Below are 23,902 nucleotides of genomic sequence, written 5' to 3' on the forward strand. Positions count from 1 at the left end.
GTCGAGCCGGCGCCGGCTCGACGGCCGGCTGCGGCGCCGCGGAGAGGACCAGGTGGCAGTTGGTGCCGCCCATGCCGAAGGCGCTGACCCCGGCCAGCAGCGGGCGGCCCGCCTCGGGCCACGGGCCGGTCCGCCGCTGCACCCGCAGCCCGAGGCCGGCCAGGCCGATGGCCGGGTTGGGGGTCTCGTGGTTGAGGCTGGCGACCAGTTCCCGGTGGTGGATGCTGAGGACGGTCTTGAGGAGGCCGACCGCCCCGGCCGCGCCCTCCAGGTGACCGACATTGGTCTTGGCCGAACCGACCGGCAGCGGCCGGTCGCCGGCGCGACCGGCCGTCAGGGCGGCTCCGAGGGCCGCGGCCTCGACGGGGTCGCCGAGGCTGGTCCCGGTGCCGTGGAGTTCGACGTACTGGACGCCGTCGACGCCGACCCCGGCACGGCGCCAGGCGAGTTCGACGACCTCGCGCTGCGCGGCCCGGTCCGGCGCGGTGAGGCCGGGCGTGGCGCCGTCGTTGTTGACGGCGCCGCCGCGGATGACGGCGTAGACGCGGTCGCCGTCGGCCAGCGCGCGGCCGAGCGGCTTGAGCACGACGAGGGCGCCGCCCTCGCCGCGGACGTAGCCGTTGGCCCGGGCGTCGAAGGTGAAGCAGCGGCCGTCCGGGGACAGCCCGCCGAAGCCCTCGGCGACCAGGGCGGTCTCGGGCACCAGGTTGAGCTGCACGCCGCCGGCCAGCGCGAGTTCGGTCTCGCCGCGGCGCAGGCTCTCGGCGGCCAGGTGCACGGCGACCAGCGAGGAGGACTGGCCGGTGTCGACGCACAGGCTGGGGCCGCGCAGGCCGAGCGTGTAGGAGAGGCGGTTGGCCATGATGGCGCGCTGGGAGCCGGTCAGGGTGTGCGGGCCGATGGCGCCCGCCCCGCGGCGGTCGGCGAGCAGCGCGTAGTCGCCGTTCATCGTGCCGAGGTAGACGCCGGTGGCCGAGCCCGCCAGCCGGTCGGGCGCCAGCCCGGCGTCCTCCAGGGCCTCCCAGCCGAGTTCGAGGGCGAGCCGCTGCTGCGGGTCCATGGCGGGGGCCTCGCGCGGCGAGACCCCGAACAGCCCGGCGTCGAAGAGGTCGACCCGCTCCAGGAACGCGCCGTACCGAGCGGCCCGCCCGTCCAGGGTGCGGCCCCAGCGCTCCGCCGGCACCTCGCCGACCGCGCTGCGCCCCTCCCTCAGCATCGCCCAGAACGCCTCCGGCCCGTCGGCCCCGGGCAGCCGGCAGGACACCCCGACGACCGCCACCGCCTCCTCCGCCGGCCCGCCGGACACCCCGGCCGGTCCCGCGGCACGGCCGGATGCCACGCGGCCCACACCTGCTGCGGTTGCCATCGCGCCGGACCTCCTGGTTCGGTGAAGGATTACGGCGCCCGTGGACCGCCGGTACGACCGCCCGGCCGGCGCGGTCACCCAACCCACCGGTCCGGCCCACGCCCCGCCACACGCGATCACCGGGAACGCTACGGCCGCCCCGAATCCTCACCAACCCCTAGCAGTCCCCCTACGTCCCCTTGAAGCTCCACACCCCCAGGCCCGGCGTCCCTGCCGCCCCGGCCGATCGCTCGGCGCACGATCAGCCGCCGCCGCACCCGCCCCTGCGCGTCCGGCAACCGCCGGGCCCCGAACGCGCGGGGGGATCCCGGGGCGGGCCTGACCGCCGGAATCGGCGTCATGGCGAAGGACGACGACGAAGACCGGGTCGTGGGCCGCCGCGCATCGGCCGAGCGACCCGGTCACCGTCCCGCGGCCGGGGCCCGACCACCGATCAGGCGTCGTGGCCGAGGTAGGCGGCGACCAGTTCCGAGACGTCGCGGGACACCGTGTCCCACGGCATGGCGGCCGCGTCCTCCACCTCGGGCGAGGTGGCGACGCGCCACTCCAGGAGGGACTGCACGGCGCGCAGGGCGAACAGGATGCGGCCGCGCGTGATGTGCGGGGGCCGGCCGGGAAGCGCCATGAAGACGTCGCACCGCTCCCGCGCCAGCTGGTCGAGTCGCTGCTGAGCGGATTCCCGCAGTGCGGGGACGGCGGCGGCGTACACGACGAACTCGCGGACGAGGCCGGCGTGGTCCCGGAACAGGACGGCCAGTCGTTCCGCGTACAGGGCGACGGCCCGGACGACGTCCGGCTGCTGCGCCGCGGCGGGCAGGAACTCCTCCCGCTGGGTCCTGGCGACCTCGTCGAGCCAACGCTGCTGGGCCGAGACGAGCAGGTCCGTCTTGTCCGCGAAGCGCTGGTACACGGTGCCCACGGCCACATTGGCGCGCGCGGCCACCGCGCTGAGGGTGAATCCGGCGATGCCCTCCTCCGCGATCAGCTGCTGAGCGGCTTCCAGGATCCGTTCCATCGCCGCTTGGCTGCGTTTCTGCCGGGGAGGGCCGGGGCGCGTGGTCATGAGGCCATCCTCACACAGGCAGATATGAATGCGTATTCATGTTCATGTTACGGTGATCGCACCAGGTGGTGACCGCGACAGGGCCACCTGCTCGAACCAGGAGGTCGTGGTGCTCACCAATGCCGCTATCGCCGGAGCCGGTCTTGTCGTCGGCGCGATGTACGCGCTGCTGCGCGTGCCGTCACCCGCCCCTCCACCGATCGCCCTGACCGGACTGGCGGGCATGCTGATCGGCTACGGAATCCCGGGAGCCCTGACATGACCGGCATCCGCGCCGCAGCCGGGCGCTGCGCCGCGTCCCTCGGCGCGGGCATCGCCGCCGGACTGCTGTACCGGCTCATGGACGTGCGCTCACCGGCCCCGCCGTGGCCGGCCCTGCTCGGCCTGCTGGCCATCGTGGCGGCCGAGAGCGGGGTCCGCGCCCTGCTGGCGCGGAGGCGCTCCGCACGCACCCGGCCGAGGCCCCACCCCGGTCCCGACCACGCGGGCCGCGGGACGCCGGCCGCACCGGCCGCCGCACCCGACCCTGCGACGACACGACGACACACGGAAAGTGAGAACAGGAATGCCTTTCACCAGCCTTGACGCGCTGCTCGACCCGGCCCCGCTGCCGCTGGAGACCGGCTTCGAGCGCGATGCGGACGGAGTCCTCCACATCGCCTGCCGGACCGACCTGCACGGCGTCAGCGGCGAGATGTTCGAGTGGTGGTTCCGCTCCCGGCCCCTCACACAGCAGTACATCTGGTGGCACCCGATCGACCACGTCTCCAGCGACTGGGCCGAGGGGGTCGAGGGAGAGCTGCCCGGCTCGATCCATCGTGCCGAGGAGCGCTTCGGACATCTGCCCGCGCAGCAGATCGCCGTTCAGTTCCGCGACCCGGAGGAGTTCTTCACCCCCGCCGCCTACCGGCAGGCCCGCAGCGAGGGCCGGCTCACCGGAGCGGTCTGCGGCCGCGTCGGCCTGGGCTTCGACGCCGAACGCGACGAGGACGGGCGGGTCCTGGGCAACCGGCTTATCCACCTGTGCCGCGACACGCCCTGGGGCAGCGCTCTGCGCAGCAACTTCTACTTCGGCGTGGACCTCGTCGGCAAGCTGACGCCGCAGCAGCTGGCCGAGACCTTCACGGACGAGTTCGGCCGCGAAGTGCTGCGGCACTGCTACAACGAGTTCACCTTCCTGTCGCGGTTCCTGCCCTCCCTCTACGCGGGCGAGCACCGCGACACCGTCCCGGTCCCCGAACCCTGGTGACCCTGCCCCGGGACTCCTCGGTCCGCCGCCCGTCGAGCGCGCCCCTGAGCACCGGCCCGGCGAAGGTTCGTCGACGCCGCAGGAGCCGGCGTCGACGAACCGGGGGCGGCGAGCACGCACCGCTCGACAGGCCGACGCCCGGCTCGGCGGACCCGGCAGGCCTGGCGCGATCGGCACCCCTGGGCCACGAACACCCAGGTCAGCGCTCGCGCCCCCGTGCCTTCAGGGGCACGGTGGGCAGCTCCGGGGCGGGCAGCCGGTCGCCGTCGTAGCCGTGCACCTCGCCGAAGCGGGTGCCGGACGTCCAGTCGGCGCGGGCCTGGGCGATGTCCTCGGTGGAGCGCCCGATGAAGTTCCACCACATGACGATCTTCTCGTCGAAGGGCTCGCCGCCGAGGAGGAGGACGGCGGCGTCGCCGTGGGCGCGGAGCGGGAGGTCGGGGCGGCCGCAGCCGAGGTAGAGCATGGAGCCGGGTTCGACCGGGACGCCGTCGACGTCGACGCGGCCGGACATGGCGAGGACGGCGTACTCGAAGTCGGGGACGAGCGGGAGGCGGAGGTCGGCGCCGTCGGTGAGGGCGAGGTCGGCGCCGACCAGCGGGGTGTGGGTGGTGCCGGGCGAGGTGGCGGTGTCGAGGGTGCCGAGGATGACGGTGGCGCGCAGCCCCGGGGCCGTGACCACCGGCAGGTCGGGGTGGTGCTCGAAGGCGGGGGCGAGGTGCCGGCTGGCGTCCGGGAGGGCGACCCAGAGCTGGGCGCCGTGCAGGTAGCGGGCGTGCGGGCCCGGGGACTCCTCGGAGTGCGAGATCGCCCGCCCCGAGGTCATCAGGCCTAGCTCGTACGGCCGGACGGTCTGGAGGCTGCCGAGGCTGTCGCGGTGCAGCACCTCGCCCTGGTGGAGCCAGCTGACCGTCTGCAGGCCCATGTGCGGGTGCGGCGGGACCTGCATGCCGGGCTCGTCGGCGATGTCATCGGGGCCGTAGTGGTCCACGAAGCACCAGGCGCCGACCATCCGGCGGCCCAGGTTGGGCAGCAGGCGGCGGACCACCGTGCTTTCACCCAGCGGGACTTGACGGGCCGTCAGCAGGTCCCGCACGGGGCCGGTGCTGGCCTCGCGGCCGCAGGCGGTCGGGGCGGGCCTGGTGTCGAGGTTGCTCATCGCGGTTCCACCACCGTACGGAGAACGGAGAGGGCCGGCACGGCCGGGCGGGGTCCTCGGGGACGTCGTCACCGATCATCCGCCACGGTGCGGCGTTCCTCCACCCGCGCCCGGCCATCCGGCGGTCACCCGGTGATCGAGGACCGCCCGGGACCGGCGGGACAGCGGCCCCTCAGTGCCCGCAGGCCCACCAGGCGTCCGCCGACGCCTTCCCGGCCAGCTCCCGCAGGTTGCGGACGGCCTCGGCCGGATCCTCGGCCCCGTACACCGCCGAGCCGGCCACGAACACGTCCGCGCCCGCCTCCGCGCAGCGCTCGATCGTGTTGGCCGCGACCCCGCCGTCCACCTGGAGCCACAGCTCCAGGTCGTGCTTGGCGATCAGCTCCCGGGTGCGGCGGATCTTCGGCAGCATGATGTCCAGGAAGGCCTGGCCGCCGAAGCCGGGCTCGACCGTCATGATCAGCACCATGTCGAGCTCGGGCAGCAGGTCCTCGTACGGCTCGATCGGGGTGCCCGGCTTGAGCGCCATCGAGGCGCGGGCGCCCTTGGCACGGATCTCGCGGGCGAGCCGGACGGGCGCGGCGGCGGCCTCGACGTGGAAGGTGACCGAGCCGGCGCCGGCCTCGATGTACTGCGGGGCCCAGCGGTCCGGGTCCTCGATCATCAGGTGGAGGTCGAGCGGGATGTCGGTGGCGCGGGCGAGCGACTCGACCACCGGGACGCCGAGGGTCAGGTTGGGCACGAAGTGGTTGTCCATGACGTCCACGTGCAGCCAGTCGGAACCCCGGACGGCCTCGGCCTCGTCGGCGAGCCGGGCGAAGTCCGCGGACAGGATGCTGGGGTTGATCTGGGCCATTGACCGACTACCTTCGTACGAGGGCTTGCGAGGGCGGGGCGCCCGGAGCGGGCACCTCGTCCCATCATCCCGCGCCGCGCCTCCGCCGACCGCCCCCGGGGGCGGCGGCCGCCGCGTGACCGTCATCACACCGCCTCCGGGGTTACCGGGGCCTTCGCCGTGGTCATCAGGCCTGGAAGGGGCCCCACAGCCCCGGGACGAACCGCAGGCCTCGACCGGCCGCTGCTTTCCACCGGCTGCGGCCCCCGACCGACCGCTACCCTCGACCGGCTGCGGCCCTCGACCGGCCGCAGCACTCGACCGGACCGCGCACCTGCCGCGCGGCTCCTGCCGGGCCGTCCCGACCAGCCGAGCCCCCGGCCCCGCCCGGAGCTCCGTCCGAGGAAGGTCTCCCGATGACCGATTCCGTCCACCCCGCCCGCGCGCTGTGGTGGCTCTTCGAGCCGGTGCACGCCGTCACCTATTTCCTCCCCGAGGGTCGCAGCGCCTTCGAGGAGGCCGGTCTGCACGGTCGCATGCACGGCTACTTCGCCACCCGCTCGGCCCCGCTCGGTGCGGTGGACGCCCCGCCGGTGACCGCCGCGTTCTTCAACTTCGCCCCGGCGATGGTCGAGAGCGCCCTGCCGGAGGTGTGGAACCACGCGAGCCCGGAGGAGGCGCTCACCGCCCGGTTGAAGGCCTCGGCGACGATCCTCGGCCAGTTGCTGGAGCACGTGGACAAGGACCAGGTGGAGCTGGTCGCCGAGACCCTGGAGCAGGCCGCCACCCGGCTGGACTGCGCCGGCCGGGTGCTGGCCGCCGCCAACGCCGCGCTCCCCCGCCCGAGCGGCCTGTACGAGCGGCTCTGGCAGGCCGCCACCGTGATGCGCGAGCACCGCGGCGACGGCCACGTGGCCGCCCTGGTGGCGGCCGGGCTGGACGGCTGCGAGGCACTGGTGGTCCGCTGCGCGATGGACATGCGGCGCGAGATGATCCAGCCGCTGCGCGGGTGGACGGACGCCGAGTGGGAGGCGGCCGCCGAGCGCCTGACCGAACGCGGCTGGCTGACCCCCGAGGGGACGGTCACCGAGCTGGGCCGGATCCGCCACCAGACCCTGGAGGCCGCCACCGACCTGGCCGCCGCCCGGGTCTGGGACGACTACCCGCGCGCCGAACTCGACCGGCTGGCCGCGGCGCTGAAGCCGATCTCGGCGCTCTGTCGCGGCCGGCTCCCGATCAACCCGATGGGGCTGCCGGACAACCAGTGACGAAACGGTTCGGCCGGTGACGACCGGGCCGACTGGCCCACTCGGGGCGAGCCGGCCCGGTCGGCCCACCCGTCCGGTGGAGCCGGCCCGCACCCTCAGGACGAGGACGCCCCGGGCGGGCCCAGCACGATCCCCCGCCCGGCGTAGAACCGCCCGAACGACCGCCACGGCACGCGCGCGAAGGCCTGCGACTCCCCCGGGAACCCGGAGGGGTTGTGGATCAGCAGCGCCGTGTCCGTGGCGCCCACCGCGAGCACCAGGTGCCCGCCGCGCCGCACCGGCTCCGGCCCGTACGGCTCCCGGATCGACGGGTGCACCGACACCATCACCAGCCGGCCGTCGGCCACCTCCGCCGACACCTGCTCGGGCGTCAACTCCCGTGCCCGCGCGGCCAGTCCCCAGCGTCGCTCGACGTACTCGGCGAACGGCGCGTGGATCAGCCCGCGCAGGCTCTCGCCGTCCCGCAGGTACGCCCCGGCCGCCTCGCACTCGGCCGCGAGCGCCAGCGCCGCCGGGGTCACGCCCCACCAGTGCGCCAGCGCCATCCGCAGGCAGGCCACCCCGCACAGCCGCCAGGACCACCACGCGTACTCCTCCGAGGTGGCCGCACCGGACTGCCCCCAGCGCGGGTCGGCGGACGCGTCCAGCCGCCCGTCGACGATCTCCCGTACCAGCTCCGCCGACTCCCACTGCGCGTGGTACGGCACCTCGTGCACCACCCGCAGCGGCCGCGCCGGCGCCTCCGGCCGCGCGTCACCCCGATCCACCATCCCCCGACGCTCTCACGGCGCGGCGGCCGGAGGGCGCCCGACACTCCCTGCGCGGGCCCCCTCGGACGCCGAACGCCGAACGCCGAACGTCAGGCGTCAGGCGTCAGGCGTCAGGCCCGGACACGGCCCCGACCCCGGCTTCGCCCCCGCCGCCCGCCGGCTCCCGGTACGCCAGCCGCTGCGCCGCCCGCCGCCCCCGCGCCTCCACCGGCAGCGAGCCGGTGGCGCCGGCCAGGCCGAACGGCGGCATGTCGAAGTAGATCGACTCGTACCCGCCCGGCGGCACGATGTACGTCTCGTGCCAGATCCCGACGTGCCCGCGCACCTTGCCCTCCCGCAGCTTGCGGTTGGCGATGCCCCACACCGTGTGGTGGAAGCCGTCCGGCGCGCTCGCGTAGCCGTACAGCTTCTCCTTCGACTCCCAGTACTGCACGACGTAGTAGGTGCGCGGCGAGGCGGTCAGCAGGATGCGGCCGAGCAGGCCGCGCTCGGGGGCGCGGCGCAGCTCGTACAGCATCCGGAGCATCGCGAACATCACCGGGCCCCAGTGGTGCACGGCCCAGAACCGGTTGATCCGCATGCCGATCAGGAGCACCACGGTGTCGCCGGTGGCGGCGGCGGTGGTGTAGCCCGGCTGCGGCTTGGCGAACAAGGGCATACCCGTCTCCCCGTACCCATGCCTGTGTAGGCGGCGACTACATCAGCGCCGGACGCCCCGGTCAAGGCTCGTCACGGGCACAATTCGGCTACGTCGCAATCGGGTTGAGGAATCGCCCGAGCGAAGGCCCCGACCCCCGGCGAACCGCCGAACGGGCCGGGGCCACGCCGCCGCCTACCAGGCGTAGTCCTCCGGGGCGGGCCGGTGCCCCGGGAACAGCTCGTCGAGGCGGTCCAGGGTGGACCGGTCGAGCTTCAGGTCGAGCGCGCCGACGGCGGCGTCGAGGTGGGCCGCGGTGCGCGGGCCGATGATCGGGGCGGTGACGGCCGGGCGGGAGAGCAGCCAGGCGAGGGCGAGGTCGGCGGGGTCGGCGCCGAGCTCGGCGGCGAAGTCCTCGTAGGCCTGGATGCGGTCGCGGTGCTCGGCGAGGAGTTCGCTCGCGTGGGGCATGGCGCTGCGGTCGCGGGTGCCCTCGCGCTCCTTGCGCAGGATGCCGCCGAGCAGGCCGCTGCGCAGCGGGGACCACGGGATCAGCCCGAGGCCGTAGTGCTGGAGCGCGGGGACGACCTCCAGCTCGATGGTGCGGTCGAGCAGGTTGTAGAGCGACTGCTCGCTGACCAGGCCGAGGAAGTGGCGGGCGCGGGCGGTCTCCTGGGCCTGGGCGATGTGCCAGCCGGCGAAGTTGCTGGAGCCGACGTAGACGACCTTGCCCTGGGCGACCAGCACCTCCATCGCCTGCCAGACCTCCTCCCAGGGCGTGGCCCGGTCGATGTGGTGCATCTGGTACAGGTCGATGTGGTCGGTCTGGAGGCGGCGCAGGCTGGCCTCGACGGCCTTGCGGACGGCGAGCGCGGAGAGCCTGCTCTCATTGGGCCAGTCGCCCATGTCGCCGTAGACCTTGGTGGCCAGGACGGTCCGCTCGCGGCGGCCGCCGCCCTTGGCGAACCAGCGGCCGATGATCTCCTCGGTGCGGCCGCGGTGCCCGCCACCGCCGCCACGGCCGTAAGTGTTCGCGGTGTCGAAGAAGTTGATGCCGCGCTCGTGGGCGGTGTCCATCAGGCGGTGGGCCTCGGCCTCCTCGGTGTGGGGGCCGAAGTTCATGGTGCCGAGGCAGAGTCGGGAGACGGTCAGGCCGGTACGGCCGAGGTGGGTGTACTCCATGGCGCCCACCTTCGGCCGCACCGGCGCCGGTGTCCAGCACATTTCACCGGCCGGACGGCTCACGTCGCCGGACGCGGCGGATCACGCCGTCAAGCGCACCGGCTCACGTCGCCGGACGCGGCGGCTCACTCGTCGACCGAGCAGCTCACCGCCCGTGCGTGGCGAACTTCCGTACGGCCAGCGGCACGCAGACCGCCAGCAGCAGCCCGCTCCAGAGCAGCGCGGCGGGCACGGCGTGCTGCGTCGGCCAGGCCGAGCCCGCCGCCGAGGGGTTGCCGAACAGCTCCCGGCAGGCCTGGACGACCGAGCTGACCGGGTTCCACTCGGCGACGAACCGCAGCCACCCGGGCATGCCGTCGGTCGGCACGTACGCGTTGGTGACCATCGCCAGCGGGAACACCGCGACGGACAGCTGCCCGGCCGCCTCCTCCTTGCCGACGGCCAGGCCGAGCAGGGTGCCGGCCCAGGTCATCACGAAGCGGAAGATCAGCAGCAGGCCGAACGCCCCTGCCGCGTCGGCGAGTCCGTGCCGGACCCGCCAGCCGGCCGCGAGCCCGACCAGCGCGAGCAGCGCCAGCACGACCACGCTGACCAGCAGGTCGGCGAGGGTCTGCCCGAGCAGCAGGCCGGTGCGGGAGACCGGCATGGAGCGCAGCCGGTCGGTGACCCCGCGCCCGACGTCGCGGGCGGCGCCGACCATGGTGGGCATGATGCCGTTGGTGGCGACCATGGCGAACAGGCCGGGCATCAGGAACTCCCGGTAGTCGCCGCCGCCCGGCACCCGCATGGCGCTGCCGAAGACGTACCCGAAGACCACCACCATCACCACCGGCACGCCCAGCGAGGCGGCCAACAGGCCCGGCGAGTGGCGGTAGTTGAGCAGGACGCGGAGCATCGACGTCCAGGTGTCGGAGGCCAGCCGGCCGGCGACGGACGGTCGCGGAGCGGCGTACGCGACGGTGGCCATCAGGCGGCCCTCCCCGCGGTGCCGGTGAGCGCGAGGAACACGTCGTCCAGCGAGGGCGCCCGCACCGCGACGTCCTGCGCGACGACTCCGGCGCCGTCCAACTCCCGCACCAGCGAGGGCAGCAGGACGGACACGCCGGGCGTCGTCAGCACCGTGACGGTCCGCTCGGCGACGTCCACCTGCGCGTCGTTGCCCGTCATGGACGACAACACCACGGCGGTGGCGGCGAGTTGGCCGGGTTCGGCCAGGGTGACGGAGACCTGGCTGCCGATCGCCGCCTTGAGCCGGTCCGGCGGGCCGGTGGCAATGGCGGCGCCGTGGTCCACCACCACGATGTCGTCGGCCAGCCGGTCGGCCTCCTCCAGGTACTGGGTGGTGAGCAGCACGGTGGTGCCGCCGTCTGCCAACTCCTTGACGGTGTCCCAGATTTCCTGCCGGCTGCGCGGGTCGAGCCCGGTGGTGGGCTCGTCCAGGAAGAGCACCGGCGGGCTGGTGACCAGGCTGGCGATCAGGTCGAGGCGCCGGCGCATGCCGCCGGAGTAGGTGCGCACCAGCCGGTCGCCGGCCTCGGCGAGGCCGAAGCGGGTGAGCAGTTCGTCGGCGCGCTCCCGGGCCTGCCGCGCCCCGAGGCGGTGCAGCCGGCCGAAGAGGTGGAGGTTGTCGCGGCCGGTGATGCCCTCGTCCACGGCGGCGTACTGCCCGGCGAGGCCGATGGCGCGCCGGACGGACTCGGCGTCCCGGACGACGTCGTGCCCGGCGACCCTGGCGGTGCCCCGGTCGGGGGCGACGAGGGTGGCGAGAACCCGCACGGCGGTGGTCTTGCCGGCGCCGTTGGGGCCGAGGAGGCCGCAGACGGTGCCGGCCGGGACGGTGAGGTCGAGGCCGCGCAGGGCCTCGGTGGCACCGAAGCGTTTCTGCACGCCCGCCATCTCGATGGCGGGCCGGGCGGTGTCGGACATGGCTCTGCCCTTCTCTAGGTACAGCGTACGTAGAAGCGCGCGCAGGCGCCATCGTACTACGTACGGCGTACGTATCTAAGATGGGGAACCGAGGTGATCTTCCAGTGCCGTCCAGCAAGCCCGCGCCGTCCGACGACGCCGAGCCGTCCAGCAAGCCGGCGCCGCCCGGCAGGCCCACGCCCGCCGAGGCCCCCGAACTGATCTGGCTGCGCCCCGAGCGCACCGGCCGCGGCCCCCGCCCGGCCCACAGCCGCGACTCGATCGCCGCGGCGGCCATCGGGATCGCCGACGCCGAGGGCCTGGACGCGGTCTCCATGCGGCGGGTCGCGGCGGCCCTCGGCGCGGGCACCATGTCGCTCTACAACTACGTACCGAAGAAGGAGCACCTGCTCGACCTGATGCTCGACGCCGCCGCCGCGGAGTACCGGCTGCCCGCCGAGCCGAGCGGCGACGTCCGGGCCGACCTCACCGAACTCGCCCACCAGCAGCTCGCCATCTTCCGCCGCCACCCCTGGGTGCCCGCGCTGGTGCTGGCCCGGCCGGGCATCGGCCCCAACGCCCTGCGCTACACCGACCACTTCCTCGCCGCCACCGCCCCCACCGGGCTCGACGGCGGCACCCGGATGGAGGCGATGGCCCTGTTCAACGGCTTCGTCTGCCAGTTCGCGCAGTACGAGCAGACGGCGGCGGCGGGCGCCAAGTGGCAGGCGGAGCTGGCCGGCTACCTCGGCCGGGCGGCGATGAGCGGCGACTACCCGCACCTGGCCCAGGCCTTCGCCACCGCCGGCCCGCCCGCCGACCCGGACAAGGCCTTCGACCGCACCCTGCACCGGGTGCTCTCGGCCGTCCTGGCACCCGCCGAGGAGGACCGGGGTCCGTAGCGAACGCGCGTCAAGGCCAGGGATGATCACCGGCCCTGAGCCATGGCGGCCCGCCGAACGGCCGGCGGGGACCGACCGTCACGACAGCGGCTGGGCGAGGTTGTCGGTGACGCGCTGGAGCACCGAGACCGCGGTCGCGTACTCCTCCTCCGTGATGGAGCCGAGGAGCTCCGCACGCACCCGGTCCATGTGCTCCTTCGCCGTCGCCAGACCCTCCCGGCCCTGTTCCGTGAGGGTCAGCCGACCGTCCGCGCCGAGGCGGAGCCAGCCCCGGTGCACGAGCGCGTTGGCGGCGTGGACGATCACCTCGGCGCCCATGCCGTAGGGCACGGCCACGGCCCGGACCTCCTCCCTGGTGAGACCGTGCTCGGCGCGGACGACGTTGTTGAGCGCCCACCACTGGGGCTGGGTCACGTCGATGCGCGCCAGGGCGGCCTGCGAGTGCCGCAGGATCGCCTCGGTGGCGCTCCAGGCGACGAGGGCGATGGGCCGCTGGCCGGGCGTGGCGGTGCCGTGCTGAGGGGTGTTCGTGGTCGTCATGATCGGCAGGCTAGGACCTCAAGTCCGCTTGAGGTCAAGGTCGGACGGCCGGACCGCTGGACGGGCCCCGCGCCGCGGATCCACCGCGGAATCGGAACCCGTCCTCCGACGGCTACCTCAGCACCTCCCGAGCCAGCACGCCGGCCACCCGGCCGTCCACCAGCACCAGCACGGCCCCGTGCGCCTCCCCCAGCACCGCCCGCGCCTCGTCCGGCGACTGCCCGACGCCCACCGTCGGCAGCGCCGGGCCGACGAGCGCGCCCAGCGGGTCGCCCGGCTTGGCGGCGCCCTCCGCGAGCGCCGCCGCCAGCACCTCCCGGGACGCCGAGCCGGCCACCTCCGCCGCGGCCACCCCGTACGGGCGCGCCGCCCGCTTCAGCACCACCGGAGCGACGCCGCCCGGGGCGTCCCGCAGCAGCTCCACCGCCTCGCCCACCGTCGCGTCGGCGTCGACCGTGACCAGCGGCCCGGCGGCGTCGAGCAGCGTCCGCAGGGTCGAACCCTCCTCCAGGAAGCCCCACTCCCGCATCCACGCGTCGCTGTGCACCTTGGACAGGTACGAGCGCCCCGAGTCCGGCAGCACCACCACGACCAGGTCGTCCGGCCCGAGCCGGCGCGCCACCCGCAGCGCCGCCGCGACGGCCGTGCCGGAGGACGGCCCGGCCAGCAGGCCCTCCTCCCGGGAGAGCCGGCGGACGGTCAGCAGCGACTCCCGGTCCGGGATGCGCTCGTAGGAGTCGATCACCTCCGCCCGCAGCGCCTGCGGCTGGCGGTCCTCGACGGTGTCGGGGTGCAGGTAGTGCCCGATGCTCTCGACGTACCACGGGCTGCCGTCGCCGCCGCCGTACGTGGAGGCCTCCGGGTCCGCGCCGACCACGGTCACCGCGCCGCCGGAGGCCTCCTTCAGGTAGCTGCCGGTGCCGGTGACGGTGCCTCCGGTGCCGACGCCCGCGACGAAGTGGGTCACCCGGCCGCCGGTCTGCGCCCAGATCTCGGGACCGGTGGTGCGGATGTGGGCATCGGGGTTGGCCAGGTTGTCGTACTGGTTGGCGAGCCAGGCACCGGGGATCTCCTCGGCCAGCCGCTGCACGACGTTGAACAGGTGCCGCGGGTCCTCGGCGGGCACGGCGGTCGGGGCGAGCACCACCTCGGCCCCGTACGCCCGCAGGATGTCGGACTTCTCGGCCGACGCCTTGTCGGCCACTCCGGCGATCACCCGGTACCCGCGCTGCCGCCCGACGAGGGCCAGGCCGATGCCGGTGTTCCCCGAGGTCGCCTCGATGATCGTCCCGCCCGGCTTCAGCAGGCCGTCCCGCTCGGCGGCCAGCACCATCGAGAGCGCGGCGCGGTCCTTGACGCTGCCGCCGATGTTGAGGAACTCGACCTTGGCGTAGATCGGCGCGGCGATCCCGGCGCCGAGCCTGGCAAGGCGGACCAGCGGCGTCCCGCCGATCGCGTCGAGGACGGATTCGTGAACTGCGGCCATCGTCGGCCCCTTTCGTCAGCACGGTCTCAGCCCGAGCCTGCCCAGGCCAGGGGCAGGGTAGACGGCGGCGGCACCGTTCCTCACGCGGCCGAAACACTGTGCGACGGCGGCCGGGGGCGCGGACCGGAAGACCCACGCCACCATCTGCCGGTGCAGCACGAGGAGGGGCGCATAGGCGCCGTACGCGCCCCTCGGCCTCGGTGCACTCCACGTCAGGCAACAGCGTGACTCTTGACCGCGCCGTCCCGCAGGGCACACCGAGAGTGACGGATCGTCAGATCAGCGGGCCGAACAGACCGCGCTCCCAGCGTCCCAGCCAGGAGGCCTTGGCCGACGGCCACGACACCGTGCTCCGCAATGTCACCGAGCGTCCGGGCAGCGTTTGAGCCCGCCTGGATCGGGGCGGAGCCGACTTACCTGGTCGCCTCCCCGCTCGGGTGAAGAAACTGGGGCTCGGCGGCCAGCCGTGATGTCGCGTCGCCTCGGTTCGCTGTCCTCCGGTCCCGGCTCGGCTGGTCAGCGGTCTGGCTACGGACCGGCTGGGGCCGGAATCTCACCGGCTTTGTTTGTTCGGCCCACGTCGACGGGCCTGATGAACCTCAGGCTTACCCCCCATGTAGACGGTCCTGGTCCACGTCAGCAGACCAAGCTCGTCGAAAAACGCCATAAGCGTCTGCGAGTTGACGCTGCTGTCGAGATGCTCGCCGGTGACACAGCGCATCAACTCGCGCGGGGGCCAGAGCACCGAACCCACCACCACCCCGTACGTATCGTACGGGGCGTCGGGAGTACAGCCGGCTGCCTTCTGTCTCACCTGCTCGCCAGTCATCCGGTAGGTGTTCCCGTTGATCGTGATCGTCCTGCCGGCCGGGTCGACAGCGCCGCTCCCCGACGCGCCGGCGATCTCCGTCAGAGTCTGTCCCCGGTATGACCAGAAGTTTTGGCCCAGAAGTCCCGGACTCGTGGGCTTCACGGATTCCTCGCGCTCAGGGCACGCCGCGACGTAGATTCGTCGAGCGAGCTCCGTCACACTCCAGTACGGTTCAGCACCGAACAAGTCGGCCCCTGCGCTGCTGTACAGCGAACGCCTGTCGCTCGGATCGCCCGTCCACGTTGCCACCATCAGGAGCGGGTGATCGTCCAACCAGTCCCAGATCCTTGGCTTGTTGCGATCTGGAATCCGGTCGCACAGGTTTGGACTGACCGTCACCGGCGCGCCGTCCGGTATCAACCGCTGTGCCTTGATGGCTTCCGCCACTGTCACCATGAGTTCTTCTCTCTCGTCTCGTGTCGCGCCTCCGACACGGTACCGAGGTGAGCTCGGTGCAAGGACACCGGCGCCGGGCACCAGCACATGCCCACACCAACTGCAGTGCATGGCGAACCTCCCGCTCGCGAAGACGGCCAACGCGGCCGGGCCGGGCGCGACCCGCTCCGCCCACGACGCCTCGGCCGGCCACGGCCGGCCACGGCCGCGACCATGTCCCGCCTGAAGACCATCCGCCGCCCCCTGCGCGCCTCCGTTCCACTGCCCACCGCACCACCTGGCTCTCCCCTCTGTCGCGGGCACGCGGTAGCGTCTCCGTCACGCCACGCGACGAAGCTGGTGCGGGGAGGGGAACGGCATGAGCGAGACCGACCGGACCGGCGACCAGGCCGTCGGCATCGATGTCGAGGAGGATGTCCCGGAGCCGCCGTTCACCTGGCACGCCGCCCGCGTCGCCGCCTTCACCATTCAGCGAGACCTGGCCGACGCGGCGATGACCACCGCGGGCAGCGACGAGTGGAACGACGGCCTGCTCAACGCCTCGATGTACTACCGGGTGCCCGCCCGTACCGCCGAGGAGCTACGCCGGCTCGCCGACCTCGCCGACGACCTCGCCAAACGCCTGGCAGAGCTCGCAGCGGCCTCGGACGACTACGAGGCCTGGGACGGATTCGATCCGGAGGCCGTCGACCTGTCGGCCATGACCGCCGCGGTCCTGCAGTTCGGCATCTTCATCGACGCCGTGCTCGTCGGCCTGGCCGACCAGGAACGCGAACGGATCTCAGATCTGGCCAACGCCGCGTTCGACAGCGCTTTCCGCGTCTGGAACGCCGACAAGCACGACCTCGCCGAAACCCTCCTCGGCCACCTGCTGGTACTGCTCGGCAAGGAACCGGGCGCCGGCCGGACTTACCTGCACCGCTGGCTGCTGCTGACCGAGTTCACCGCCCGGGCCATCACCGGGGACCTTGCCGCGAAGGGCGCCCTCAACGCGGTCGGCCTCGGCGCGGACCTCGTGAGCCGTGCCGAGGCGCTCGGGGTGACCGACTCGACCGACACCACCCGGCGACAGGCCATCGCACAGGCCGAGCACGATCAAGCCACCCGTCGCTCCGAGTTCGCCACGTGGGCCGGCGCGATCCTCGCCGACGCAAGCTGAACCGGCAGGCAGAACAGACCGAGCGCGGACCGGAAGGCCCGCGCCGTCTTCTCCTGGTGCGGCACGAAGAGGGGCGCGTAGGTGTCCGTACGCGCCCCTCGGTCTCGGTGCACTCCAAGTCACGCAACGGCGTGAGCCTTGTCCGCGCCGTCCAGCAGGAGGTACTGAGAGTGACGGATTGTCAGATCAGCGGGCCGAACAGGCCGCGCTCCCAGTTCCCCAGCCAGGAGGCCGTGGCCGACGGCAGCTCCTCGTCCTCGGTGGACTCGTCGTACGGGAGGATCACCGTCGGCGCGAGCCAGCCTTCCCCCGGTTCGACGCGGATGCGCAGGACGCTCACCGGCCTGCGGGCGGCGAGGTAGCGCCAGAAGTCCTCGGTGTGCGGGTGGTGGGTCTCGTAGGGGTCGCGGACGGCCCGGCAGCAGTCCTTGATGGTGGTGGTCGCGAGCAGGAGGTAGCGGGTGCCGGGGCCGAGGTTGACGCAGAGCCGTCGGCGCGCGCCGACGCAGTCCGCGTAGGACAGGTTCTGGCGGTTGTCGATGTGCAGGCCGGGGCGCAGGGCGGTCTCCGGCAGGCGGTGGGTGACCGGCTCGCCGGGCGGGTCGTCGGTCGGGGAGAGGGGGACGGGGAAGGGGTCGCCCAACTCGCCGACCAGGGCGGCGAGCGACGACGCGTCGGTGACGGTGGCGGGCAGCCGGAAGAACTCCACCAGGCCGCTGTCCTGGGTGAACACGCTCGGCGCGTACCGGGCGGGGAGGTCGTCGGTCAGCGGCGCCCAGTCGCCGGCCGGGAGAACGGCCCCGGACTCGTAGCCGGGTTCGCCGAACAGACGGCGGACGCCGCCGATCTCGCAGCGGTCCAGGAGGGCGGCCGGGTCGCGGAAGGCGATCGCGGCGGGGTGCAGGTCGGGCATGGGGGCCTCGGAATCAATCGTCGTCGTCGGTGGGGTCGTTGCCGCTCTGGCGGTGGATGCCGGTCATCAGGGCGGCGGCCAGGGTGGTCCACCAGACGACGTCGGCGGTGGCCGGCTCGCGCGCGGGGATGAGGTTCGCGGCGAAGCAGGCGAGGGCGATGCTGGCGACGGTGACCGTCGCCGTGGGGGCGAGCTTGATGGGGATCAACTCCCGGGCGGGGGAAGGCTGTCGGCCTGATCGAGGAGAACCCGGACCCAGACCCGCTTGCCCGCGCCGCCGTGGCTCGTGACGCCGGAGTCGAAGGCGAGCTGACGGACGAGTTCGAGACCTCGGCCGCCTTCCCGGAGTCGGTGGGGGCGCGGGCGGTGGACGGTGAGGTCGCCGCGCGGGTCCCAGACTTCGAGACGGCAGTCGCCGTCGAACTCCTGGAGGTAGAGCCGGACTTCGCCGCTGCCCTGGCAGGCGTGGACGACGGCGTTGGTGACGAGTTCGCTGGCGATGAGGGCGAGGTCGTCGACGGGCTCGCCGGTCCAGCCCCAGGAGGTGAGCTGGTCGCGGATCAGGCGGCGGGCGGTACGGACCGAGGTCGAGTGCTCGGTGAGGGCGGTCTCCCAGGTTCGGAGGACCGGGTTACGCAAGGTGGACATAGTCACCCCACACCTTCAGTGGCGTGTTCGTGCGGTCACAGTGAGTGTGGAGCAAGCGAAATCGAATTTGCAACCCGAACACTCACAAACAAAAAATAATTTAGTTGATCTTGTGGTTGGCTTGAGCCCTCGCGGCAGAGCCAGCGAGACTGGGGAGGACCAAGGAGGGACGTGTTGACCGAAGACCCGTCAGCGATCAGGCAGATCCGCCTCGGAGACGAACTCCGATCCTGGCGGATCGAGAACAACAAGACGCTCGCCGAGGTGACCGCTGGCCTGAAGGGCTGGAACCCGGCTCGGCTCAGCAAGATCGAACGAGCGCTCCTGCCGGTGACAGCAGCCGACTTGGCCATATTCCTGGATCATTGCGGAGTCACAGGACCCGAGCGAGCCGAGATCGAGGTCTTCGCCACCGACAGCCCTCCCAGGCACTGGTGGCAGGACCACGAGTTCGCCGACACCATCAGTGCGGCGTTCGCTGAGTTCCTCAGCCTCGAAGCTGATGCCACCCAGATGCTTGAGTACTACCTGTCAGGCTTCCCTGGCTTGCTGCAGACCGAGGACTACGCACGCGAGACGATTGCCGGTGGCCTCGACGGTCTCAGCGAAGACCAGAATGAGGCTGCTGCGGAGATCCGCATACTGCGCCAACGCAGGCTCACCGAAGCGCCGATCCTCAAACTCGATGCCTACTTCGGCGAGGTAGCCCTCCTGGTTGGCGGCGACAAGGAGATCCTCGCCGGTCAGATCCGCCACGTCATCAAGGTGGCTCAGTACCCGAACGTCACCGTTCGCATGGTCCCGCTCAGCGCCGGACGGCAGGGGATTCTGGCATCCGGGCTCACGCTTCTCCGCTTCCCAGGAGAGCCGGGCGACAGCTTCACATTCATCGAAGCACTCGGCGGTATGCTCCCGCGTAAATCGGGACGCGACGTACGGCGAGCCGAGCGGGCCTTCGCCCGGTTGAAGCGATGCGCGCTCTCGCCGGACGCAACCGTTGCTCACCTTGAACGCAAGTTGGAAGAGATCACGTGATCGAGAAGCACGACCCATACGCCCACGACCCTGCCGACGCCACTTGGGTCAAGTCCCCTTTTTCTGCCGACTCCAACGGCAGCTGCGTGGTCGTCGCACGCTTCGACAACGGCGACGTCTGGGTCGGCGACGACAAGAACCCCGACCGACCCCACCTCGCCTTCAACCACGCCGAATGGACCGCCTTCGTCCAGGCCATCGAAGCCCGCGACCCCCGCTTCACCGCCTGACCACCCACCCGGAGGCCCAGATGCGCAACCCCTACGACCACGACCCCGCCACCGCAGAGTGGGTCAAGTCCCCCTTCTCCGGCGACGACAACGGAAGTTGTGTGGTCATCGCGCGCTTCGACAACGGCGACGTCTGGGTCGGCGACGACAAGAACCCCGACCGACCCCACCTCGCCTTCGACCACGCCGAATGGACCGCCTTCGTCCAGGCCATCGAAGCGCGCGACCCCCGCTTCACCGCCTAGTCAGCCACCCGATCAGCCTGGCCCACAGGCCCCGGCGCTGCGGCTGCTGCTCCGCCGCCGCAGCGCCGCTGGGCACCTGCAAGGCCGGGCCCTGCGGCGCGATGCCCTGGGCCCGGGCGGCCGTGAGCCACCCCGGCAGCTCCGCGAGCAGCAGGTCGTACAGCTTCTGGTCGGAGACCTTCCTCGGGTCCTGCCCCAGGTGCACGAACCCGGCGTTGTCGATCGGCCGCTTCGCCGGGACGGCCAACTCGTCCAGCTTCCGCAGGAAGTCGAACTGCCGGCTGCCCGGGTCGCCGAAGCCGATGAACTGCCAGAAGATCGGCAGCTTGGCCGCCTCGCACAGCCGCTGCTCCGCCGCGCCCTTGTTGATCGGCCCGCCGTCCGTCTGGAACAGCACCAGCGCCGGCGCCGTGGTGCCGCTCGCCCGGTAGTGCTTGACCACCGCGTCCATCGCCAGGTGGTAGCTGGTCCGGCCCATGTGCCCCAGGCCCGCGACGATCCGGTCGATCCATCCCTCGTGGTCCGCCAGTTCGATCTCCGCCTGGGCGTCGACCTCCGTCGAGAAGAAGACGACCGGCACGCTCCCGTCGTCGTCCAGCTGGGCCGACAGCCCCAATACCCGGTCCGCCAGCGCCTGGACGCTGCCGTCCTTGTAGTACGGCTTCATGGATCCCGAGTAGTCGATCACCAGGTAGACCGCCACCCGCTGGCCGCTCAGCCCGCGCCGTTCCACCGAGGCACCGGCCGTCTTGTAGAGGTTCACCAACGCCGGTGCGCTCTGCTCGACCTTGCTCAGACTGACGGCCATGTGCTGCCCCCTCGCTCACTGCGGCGGCCGAGGCCACCGGGGCCGCGTGATCGTCAACGCGCCCGCGGACACTCTGCGGCTCGGACGGGCGCGGCGGCAAGCCTTCAGCCGGACTCGGTCTCCGACCGGGCGCCGGTTCCGGGGCGCAGGACCGGCAGCCCGGCCCGCAGCCGGTCCAGGAACTCATCGACCAGCAGGCTGCCGTCCTCCGCGTCCACGACCTCGGGCACGAACGCCTCGATGATGCCCTCCCCGACGGCGAAGTCGGCGTCCTCGTCCTCTTCGTAGTTGTTCACCCAGCGCGCGCCGGGGGCGGCCAGCTCCATGTCGTGGTCGTAGTCGATCACCCAAGGGGTGTCGACGATCCCGGCCTGCAGCGAGCCGTGGTTGTACCAGCCGTAGACCAGGTGGGTGAAGGCGCCGTCGTGGATGCAGATCTCCGCCTCGCCGCCCTCCAGGGTCTCGGCCTCGGTGCGTCCGCCGACGTAGAGCCCGGGCCGGTCCGCGTAGAGCGCGATCGGACCGTTGACCGTCAGGTCGCCGGTGACCACGACCAACTCGAGGTCGCGCTCCTCGTCCCCACCGCGCAGGGCGTTGATCGCGTCCAGGAAGTCCCCGTCGAGCGTGAGGTCGCCGTCGAAGAACAGCGCCTCGCCGTAGCCGGGCGACGCTCCCGCCCCCTCGAACACGGCGGACAGGGCGCCGCCCAGGCGGGCGTCGGCGTCGGCGTAGGACAGGGCTGCGGGGATCGCGGAGGTCGGCATGAGCGGGAGTGTAGGGGCCTACCCTGACAACCGGGCGACGGTGCTCACATACCGCCCGGGTACTTCGACAGCCAGTCGGCGTGCCGCTCCTTCAGCCGGTCCCGCTCCTCCGCCGTGGCCAGGTACACGTCCGCGCCGCCGTCGTACGGGTGGTACAGCCGCCGCATGCCGGTGCCGGTGATGATGACCCCGCCCTCCCGGTCGTCGGCGACCCGGCGCAGCAGCCCGTCCAGGCTGCCCCGCCGCCACTGCCGCCGCTCCACGAACACGTGGCAGTAGGTGCGGAACTCCGGGTCGGGGTCCTGGAGCCAGCTCCGCCAGTGCTTGGCGTCCCGGCGCATCCGGGGGGCGCTCGGCCGGCCCGACCACCGCGGGGTGAACACGTACACCTCGGCGCCGGCGAACAGCTCGTCCAGCACGGTGTTGTGGCGCTCCAGGACGATGGCGTACTCGCGCTCGTCGTCCGGGTAGCGCTTGGACTCCGGGAGGCTGTGGAAGCGCACCCAGACGTCCCGCTGGCCCCGGCCCAGCTCCCACCCGATGGGTTCCGTTCCGGGCCACCGCCGCTCCCAGAGCGCCGTCAGTGCCTCACGATCCACTTGCTCCTCCTCCGTGCCGGCAGGTGAGTCTGCCACATCCTCCCCACCCGTCCCGGCCTGCTGAAATCCCCTCGTCACGGCCGCCCGGCTCCCGTAGCGTGGTTCAGTCGATCTTGCGGGAGACCAGGGCAGAACGGGGCACCACACCATGCAGCAGTACCAGGGCTGGGCCGACGAGCGCTTCGGCGCCGTCGCCGACGTCTTCGCCGCCAACTTCGCCGAGTTCCCCGAACTGGGCGCCGCCGTCACGGTGTTCGCCGGCGGCCGGAAGGTGGTCGAGCTGTGGGGCGGCACGGCCGACGAGCGCACCGGGCGGGCCTGGACGCAGGACACCGTCGTCCCGGTGTTCTCCTGCGCCAAGGGCCCGGTGAGCATCTCCGCGCACCTGCTCGCCGAGCAGGGCCGGCTCGACCTGGACGCGCCGGTCGCCCGCTACTGGCCGGAGTTCGCGCGGGGCGGCAAGGAGGCCGTCACCACCCGGATGGTCCTCGGCCACCGCGCCGGCATCCCGGCCCTGGACGCGGTGCTCTCCTTCGAGGAGGTCGCCGCCTGGGATCCGGTGATCCGCGCGGTCGAGGCGCAGCAGCCGCTCTGGGAGCCGGGCACCACGTACGAGTACCACGGCCATGTGCTGGGCTTCGCGGTCGGCGAGGTGATCCGCCGGATCACCGGGCTGACGCCGGGCGCGTTCCTGCGCAAGGAGATCGCCGAGCCGCTCGGCCTGCCGGTCTTCATCGGCCTGCCGGAGAGCGAACTGCCGCGCCTGGCCCGGCTGGTGGAGGCCGAGGGCCGTCGCCCGATGCCCGGCCCGGAGCACCTGCTCACCCGGATCGTGACCATGAACGGCGCCCTGGTCTTCCCCGGGCTGGACGTGCCGCACGGCTGGAACGACCCGGCCCTGCACGCGATCGAGCTGCCCGGCGCGGGCGCCGTCGCCTCGGCCACCGGCCTGGCCGGCCTGTACGTGGCGGCGGCTACCGGTCTGGACGGAGCGGCCCGGCTGCTCTCGCACGACACCGTCACCGACGCGGTGCGCGAAGTCTCCTCCGGCGCGGGCTTCCTGGGCTTCGACATGGGTGCCCGCTGGGGATCCGGGCTGCTGCTCGACTCCCCCGCCTTCCGCCCGCTGCTCGGCGCGCGCAGCTTCGGCAACGACGGGGCCGGCGGCCAGTTCGCCTTCGGGGACGACGAGTTCGGCGTCGGATTCGGCTACGTCGCCAACCGGATGATCGGCCACGGCGACGCCCGGGCGAACCGGCTGATCGAGGCGGTGCGCGCGTGCCTGGACTGACCGGCTTCCTCCCGCTCGTCACCGCCCTGGCCACCACCGGCCGCCTCGGCGAGCTGCGCTACGGCGCCTCGCTGCCCGAACTCGCCGCCCACTACGGCGATCCGTGGGACGGCGGCCGGCTCCACCGGGGCGACCGGTGGCCGCACGCCTTCGGCTGGGGCGACGTGCAGACGGTGTTCTGCCGCTGCCGGAAGCTCCACTCGCTGTCCCTGCCGGTCTGGCACGGCGAGCTCGACCTCCCGCAGCCGGGCGGCGGTGCGCTGACGCTCGACACCCGCGTCACCGAGGCCGAGCTGATGCCCGCGCTGACCGACTCCGGCCACGGCTGGCGGACGCTGACGTACGAGAACCTCCCGAACCAGCGGAACCTGGAGTTCTCCCCGGCCGAGGAGGTCCGGGTCGAGCTGGTGCTCACCGACCGCGACGGCTACGACCAACCGCCGCTTCCGGAGTGGGTGCTGCACAAGGCGATGCTGTGGGGCTTCGAGCACGTCGAGTGCCCCGAGCCGGACCGCTCCCTGCCGGACGACGGCTGGGGCGCGGCCGCCGAGCGGTAGGGCGACGGCCGGGGGCGTGGCCGA

At 72.8% G+C, this 23,902-nt stretch carries 29 protein-coding genes; 11 read left to right on the forward strand and 18 right to left on the reverse strand.

Going from position 1 to position 23,902, the window contains the following annotated elements; genetic code table 11:
- On the reverse strand, nucleotides 1-1,339 hold a 1,339-nt coding region (locus tag ABZW03_RS09105; RefSeq protein WP_355254159.1), incomplete at its 3' end, for a polyketide synthase.
- 460 nt (nucleotides 1,340-1,799) lie between these two features.
- Nucleotides 1,800-2,381: a TetR/AcrR family transcriptional regulator gene (locus tag ABZW03_RS09110; protein ID WP_355254161.1), complete on the reverse strand. Its 582-nt coding sequence runs from the start codon at nucleotides 2,379-2,381 to the stop codon at nucleotides 1,800-1,802.
- Nucleotides 2,382-2,538: 157 nt separating this feature from the next.
- Between ABZW03_RS09110 and ABZW03_RS09115 the strand changes: the two genes are divergently transcribed.
- The 3 genes from ABZW03_RS09115 to ABZW03_RS09125 are packed head-to-tail and all read left to right on the forward strand — an operon-like array spanning nucleotide 2,539 to nucleotide 3,678.
- Nucleotides 2,539-2,691: a DUF1427 family protein gene (locus tag ABZW03_RS09115; RefSeq protein ID WP_355254163.1), complete on the forward strand. Its 153-nt coding sequence runs from the start codon at nucleotides 2,539-2,541 to the stop codon at nucleotides 2,689-2,691.
- Nucleotides 2,688-3,014, forward strand: a complete 327-nt coding sequence (locus ABZW03_RS09120; protein ID WP_355254165.1) for a DUF1427 family protein — start codon at nucleotides 2,688-2,690, stop codon at nucleotides 3,012-3,014. Before ABZW03_RS09115 ends, ABZW03_RS09120 begins: the two co-directional genes overlap by 4 nt.
- The gene (locus tag ABZW03_RS09125) at nucleotides 2,995-3,678 is read left to right on the forward strand and encodes a hypothetical protein (RefSeq protein WP_355254167.1); all 684 of its coding nucleotides are present in this window, start codon (nucleotides 2,995-2,997) and stop codon (nucleotides 3,676-3,678) included. Before ABZW03_RS09120 ends, ABZW03_RS09125 begins: the two co-directional genes overlap by 20 nt.
- Nucleotides 3,679-3,877: 199 nt before the next feature.
- Here the strand turns inward: ABZW03_RS09125 and ABZW03_RS09130 are convergent, their stop codons facing one another.
- The gene (locus ABZW03_RS09130; RefSeq protein WP_355254169.1) at nucleotides 3,878-4,837 is read right to left on the reverse strand and encodes a pirin family protein; all 960 of its coding nucleotides are present in this window, start codon (nucleotides 4,835-4,837) and stop codon (nucleotides 3,878-3,880) included.
- Nucleotides 4,838-5,009: 172 nt separating this feature from the next.
- Nucleotides 5,010-5,693 carry a ribulose-phosphate 3-epimerase gene (gene rpe / locus ABZW03_RS09135; RefSeq protein WP_355254171.1) on the reverse strand — a complete coding sequence of 228 codons (684 nt, stop codon included), beginning with the start codon at nucleotides 5,691-5,693 and terminating at the stop codon, nucleotides 5,010-5,012.
- A 395-nt stretch (nucleotides 5,694-6,088) separates the two neighbouring features.
- Here rpe and ABZW03_RS09140 point away from each other — a divergent pair, with 395 nt between their 5' ends.
- Nucleotides 6,089-6,940, forward strand: a complete 852-nt coding sequence (locus ABZW03_RS09140; RefSeq protein WP_355254173.1) for a hypothetical protein — start codon at nucleotides 6,089-6,091, stop codon at nucleotides 6,938-6,940.
- Between the two features lie 95 nt (nucleotides 6,941-7,035).
- Here ABZW03_RS09140 and ABZW03_RS09145 read toward each other — a convergent pair whose 3' ends face one another.
- From ABZW03_RS09145 to ABZW03_RS09165, 5 genes are all read right to left on the reverse strand, one after another.
- Nucleotides 7,036-7,710, reverse strand: coding sequence for a C39 family peptidase (locus ABZW03_RS09145; RefSeq protein WP_355254175.1), 675 nt, complete (start codon nucleotides 7,708-7,710; stop codon nucleotides 7,036-7,038).
- A gap of 103 nt (nucleotides 7,711-7,813) precedes the next feature.
- Nucleotides 7,814-8,362: a DUF4188 domain-containing protein gene (locus ABZW03_RS09150; RefSeq protein WP_355254228.1), complete on the reverse strand. Its 549-nt coding sequence runs from the start codon at nucleotides 8,360-8,362 to the stop codon at nucleotides 7,814-7,816.
- A 180-nt stretch (nucleotides 8,363-8,542) separates the two neighbouring features.
- Nucleotides 8,543-9,529 carry an aldo/keto reductase gene (locus ABZW03_RS09155; RefSeq protein WP_355254177.1) on the reverse strand — a complete coding sequence of 329 codons (987 nt, stop codon included), beginning with the start codon at nucleotides 9,527-9,529 and terminating at the stop codon, nucleotides 8,543-8,545.
- Between the two features lie 145 nt (nucleotides 9,530-9,674).
- Nucleotides 9,675-10,496 (reverse strand): ABC transporter permease, encoded by an 822-nt coding sequence (locus ABZW03_RS09160; protein WP_355254179.1) that lies wholly within the window; start codon nucleotides 10,494-10,496, stop codon nucleotides 9,675-9,677.
- On the reverse strand, nucleotides 10,496-11,455 hold the full coding sequence (locus tag ABZW03_RS09165; RefSeq protein WP_355254181.1) for an ATP-binding cassette domain-containing protein: 960 nt from the start codon (nucleotides 11,453-11,455) through the stop codon (nucleotides 10,496-10,498). Before ABZW03_RS09165 ends, ABZW03_RS09160 begins: the two co-directional genes overlap by 1 nt.
- Nucleotides 11,456-11,652: 197 nt before the next feature.
- On the opposite strand from ABZW03_RS09165, the gene ABZW03_RS09170 reads away from it, so the two are divergent.
- Nucleotides 11,653-12,336, forward strand: a complete 684-nt coding sequence (locus ABZW03_RS09170; protein ID WP_355254230.1) for a TetR/AcrR family transcriptional regulator C-terminal domain-containing protein — start codon at nucleotides 11,653-11,655, stop codon at nucleotides 12,334-12,336.
- A 78-nt stretch (nucleotides 12,337-12,414) separates the two neighbouring features.
- On the opposite strand, the gene ABZW03_RS09175 is transcribed toward ABZW03_RS09170, so the two are convergent.
- The 3 genes from ABZW03_RS09175 to ABZW03_RS09185 form a co-directional block, all read right to left on the reverse strand.
- Nucleotides 12,415-12,876: a MarR family transcriptional regulator gene (locus ABZW03_RS09175; protein ID WP_355254183.1), complete on the reverse strand. Its 462-nt coding sequence runs from the start codon at nucleotides 12,874-12,876 to the stop codon at nucleotides 12,415-12,417.
- A 112-nt stretch (nucleotides 12,877-12,988) separates the two neighbouring features.
- Nucleotides 12,989-14,362 carry a pyridoxal-phosphate dependent enzyme gene (locus ABZW03_RS09180; protein ID WP_355254185.1) on the reverse strand — a complete coding sequence of 458 codons (1,374 nt, stop codon included), beginning with the start codon at nucleotides 14,360-14,362 and terminating at the stop codon, nucleotides 12,989-12,991.
- Nucleotides 14,363-14,915: 553 nt separating this feature from the next.
- Nucleotides 14,916-15,629, reverse strand: a complete 714-nt coding sequence (locus ABZW03_RS09185; protein WP_355254187.1) for a hypothetical protein — start codon at nucleotides 15,627-15,629, stop codon at nucleotides 14,916-14,918.
- 358 nt (nucleotides 15,630-15,987) lie between these two features.
- On the opposite strand from ABZW03_RS09185, the gene ABZW03_RS09190 reads away from it, so the two are divergent.
- On the forward strand, nucleotides 15,988-16,788 hold the full coding sequence (locus ABZW03_RS09190; RefSeq protein WP_355254189.1) for a hypothetical protein: 801 nt from the start codon (nucleotides 15,988-15,990) through the stop codon (nucleotides 16,786-16,788).
- Between the two features lie 181 nt (nucleotides 16,789-16,969).
- Here the strand turns inward: ABZW03_RS09190 and ABZW03_RS09195 are convergent, their stop codons facing one another.
- From ABZW03_RS09195 to ABZW03_RS09205, 3 genes are read right to left on the reverse strand one after another with little or no spacing between them, the layout of a single operon-like run.
- On the reverse strand, nucleotides 16,970-17,701 hold the full coding sequence (locus ABZW03_RS09195) for a hypothetical protein (RefSeq protein WP_355254191.1): 732 nt from the start codon (nucleotides 17,699-17,701) through the stop codon (nucleotides 16,970-16,972).
- A 13-nt stretch (nucleotides 17,702-17,714) separates the two neighbouring features.
- Nucleotides 17,715-17,909: a hypothetical protein gene (locus ABZW03_RS09200; protein WP_355254193.1), complete on the reverse strand. Its 195-nt coding sequence runs from the start codon at nucleotides 17,907-17,909 to the stop codon at nucleotides 17,715-17,717.
- Nucleotides 17,906-18,349 carry an ATP-binding protein gene (locus ABZW03_RS09205; protein WP_355254195.1) on the reverse strand — a complete coding sequence of 148 codons (444 nt, stop codon included), beginning with the start codon at nucleotides 18,347-18,349 and terminating at the stop codon, nucleotides 17,906-17,908. Before ABZW03_RS09205 ends, ABZW03_RS09200 begins: the two co-directional genes overlap by 4 nt.
- A 174-nt stretch (nucleotides 18,350-18,523) precedes the next feature.
- Here ABZW03_RS09205 and ABZW03_RS09210 point away from each other — a divergent pair, with 174 nt between their 5' ends.
- The 3 genes from ABZW03_RS09210 to ABZW03_RS09220 are packed head-to-tail and all read left to right on the forward strand — an operon-like array spanning nucleotide 18,524 to nucleotide 19,859.
- Nucleotides 18,524-19,384 (forward strand): helix-turn-helix transcriptional regulator, encoded by an 861-nt coding sequence (locus tag ABZW03_RS09210; RefSeq protein WP_355254197.1) that lies wholly within the window; start codon nucleotides 18,524-18,526, stop codon nucleotides 19,382-19,384.
- Nucleotides 19,381-19,614, forward strand: a complete 234-nt coding sequence (locus ABZW03_RS09215) for a DUF397 domain-containing protein (protein WP_355254199.1) — start codon at nucleotides 19,381-19,383, stop codon at nucleotides 19,612-19,614. Before ABZW03_RS09210 ends, ABZW03_RS09215 begins: the two co-directional genes overlap by 4 nt.
- Before the next feature lie 20 nt (nucleotides 19,615-19,634).
- A complete protein-coding gene (locus tag ABZW03_RS09220; protein ID WP_355254201.1) occupies nucleotides 19,635-19,859 on the forward strand; it encodes a DUF397 domain-containing protein in 225 nt (74 codons plus the stop codon).
- Here ABZW03_RS09220 and ABZW03_RS09225 read toward each other — a convergent pair.
- The 3 genes from ABZW03_RS09225 to ABZW03_RS09235 all read right to left on the reverse strand — a co-directional run bounded on the left by ABZW03_RS09225 (nucleotide 19,849) and on the right by ABZW03_RS09235 (nucleotide 22,030).
- Nucleotides 19,849-20,667 (reverse strand): VWA domain-containing protein, encoded by an 819-nt coding sequence (locus tag ABZW03_RS09225; protein WP_355254203.1) that lies wholly within the window; start codon nucleotides 20,665-20,667, stop codon nucleotides 19,849-19,851. The two genes, ABZW03_RS09220 and ABZW03_RS09225, sit on opposite strands and share 11 nt — an antisense overlap.
- Before the next feature lie 104 nt (nucleotides 20,668-20,771).
- Nucleotides 20,772-21,431: a hypothetical protein gene (locus tag ABZW03_RS09230; RefSeq protein ID WP_355254205.1), complete on the reverse strand. Its 660-nt coding sequence runs from the start codon at nucleotides 21,429-21,431 to the stop codon at nucleotides 20,772-20,774.
- 44 nt (nucleotides 21,432-21,475) lie between these two features.
- On the reverse strand, nucleotides 21,476-22,030 hold the full coding sequence (locus ABZW03_RS09235) for a hypothetical protein (protein ID WP_355254207.1): 555 nt from the start codon (nucleotides 22,028-22,030) through the stop codon (nucleotides 21,476-21,478).
- A gap of 148 nt (nucleotides 22,031-22,178) precedes the next feature.
- Here ABZW03_RS09235 and ABZW03_RS09240 point away from each other — a divergent pair, with 148 nt between their 5' ends.
- Both ABZW03_RS09240 and ABZW03_RS09245 read left to right on the forward strand, forming a co-directional pair.
- On the forward strand, nucleotides 22,179-23,321 hold the full coding sequence (locus ABZW03_RS09240; RefSeq protein ID WP_355254209.1) for a serine hydrolase domain-containing protein: 1,143 nt from the start codon (nucleotides 22,179-22,181) through the stop codon (nucleotides 23,319-23,321).
- Nucleotides 23,309-23,878: a hypothetical protein gene (locus tag ABZW03_RS09245; protein ID WP_355254211.1), complete on the forward strand. Its 570-nt coding sequence runs from the start codon at nucleotides 23,309-23,311 to the stop codon at nucleotides 23,876-23,878. Before ABZW03_RS09240 ends, ABZW03_RS09245 begins: the two co-directional genes overlap by 13 nt.
- Nucleotides 23,879-23,902 lie beyond the last annotated feature (24 nt).

Source organism: Kitasatospora sp. NPDC004799 (assembly GCF_040609095.1).
GTDB lineage: Bacteria > Actinomycetota > Actinomycetes > Streptomycetales > Streptomycetaceae > Kitasatospora.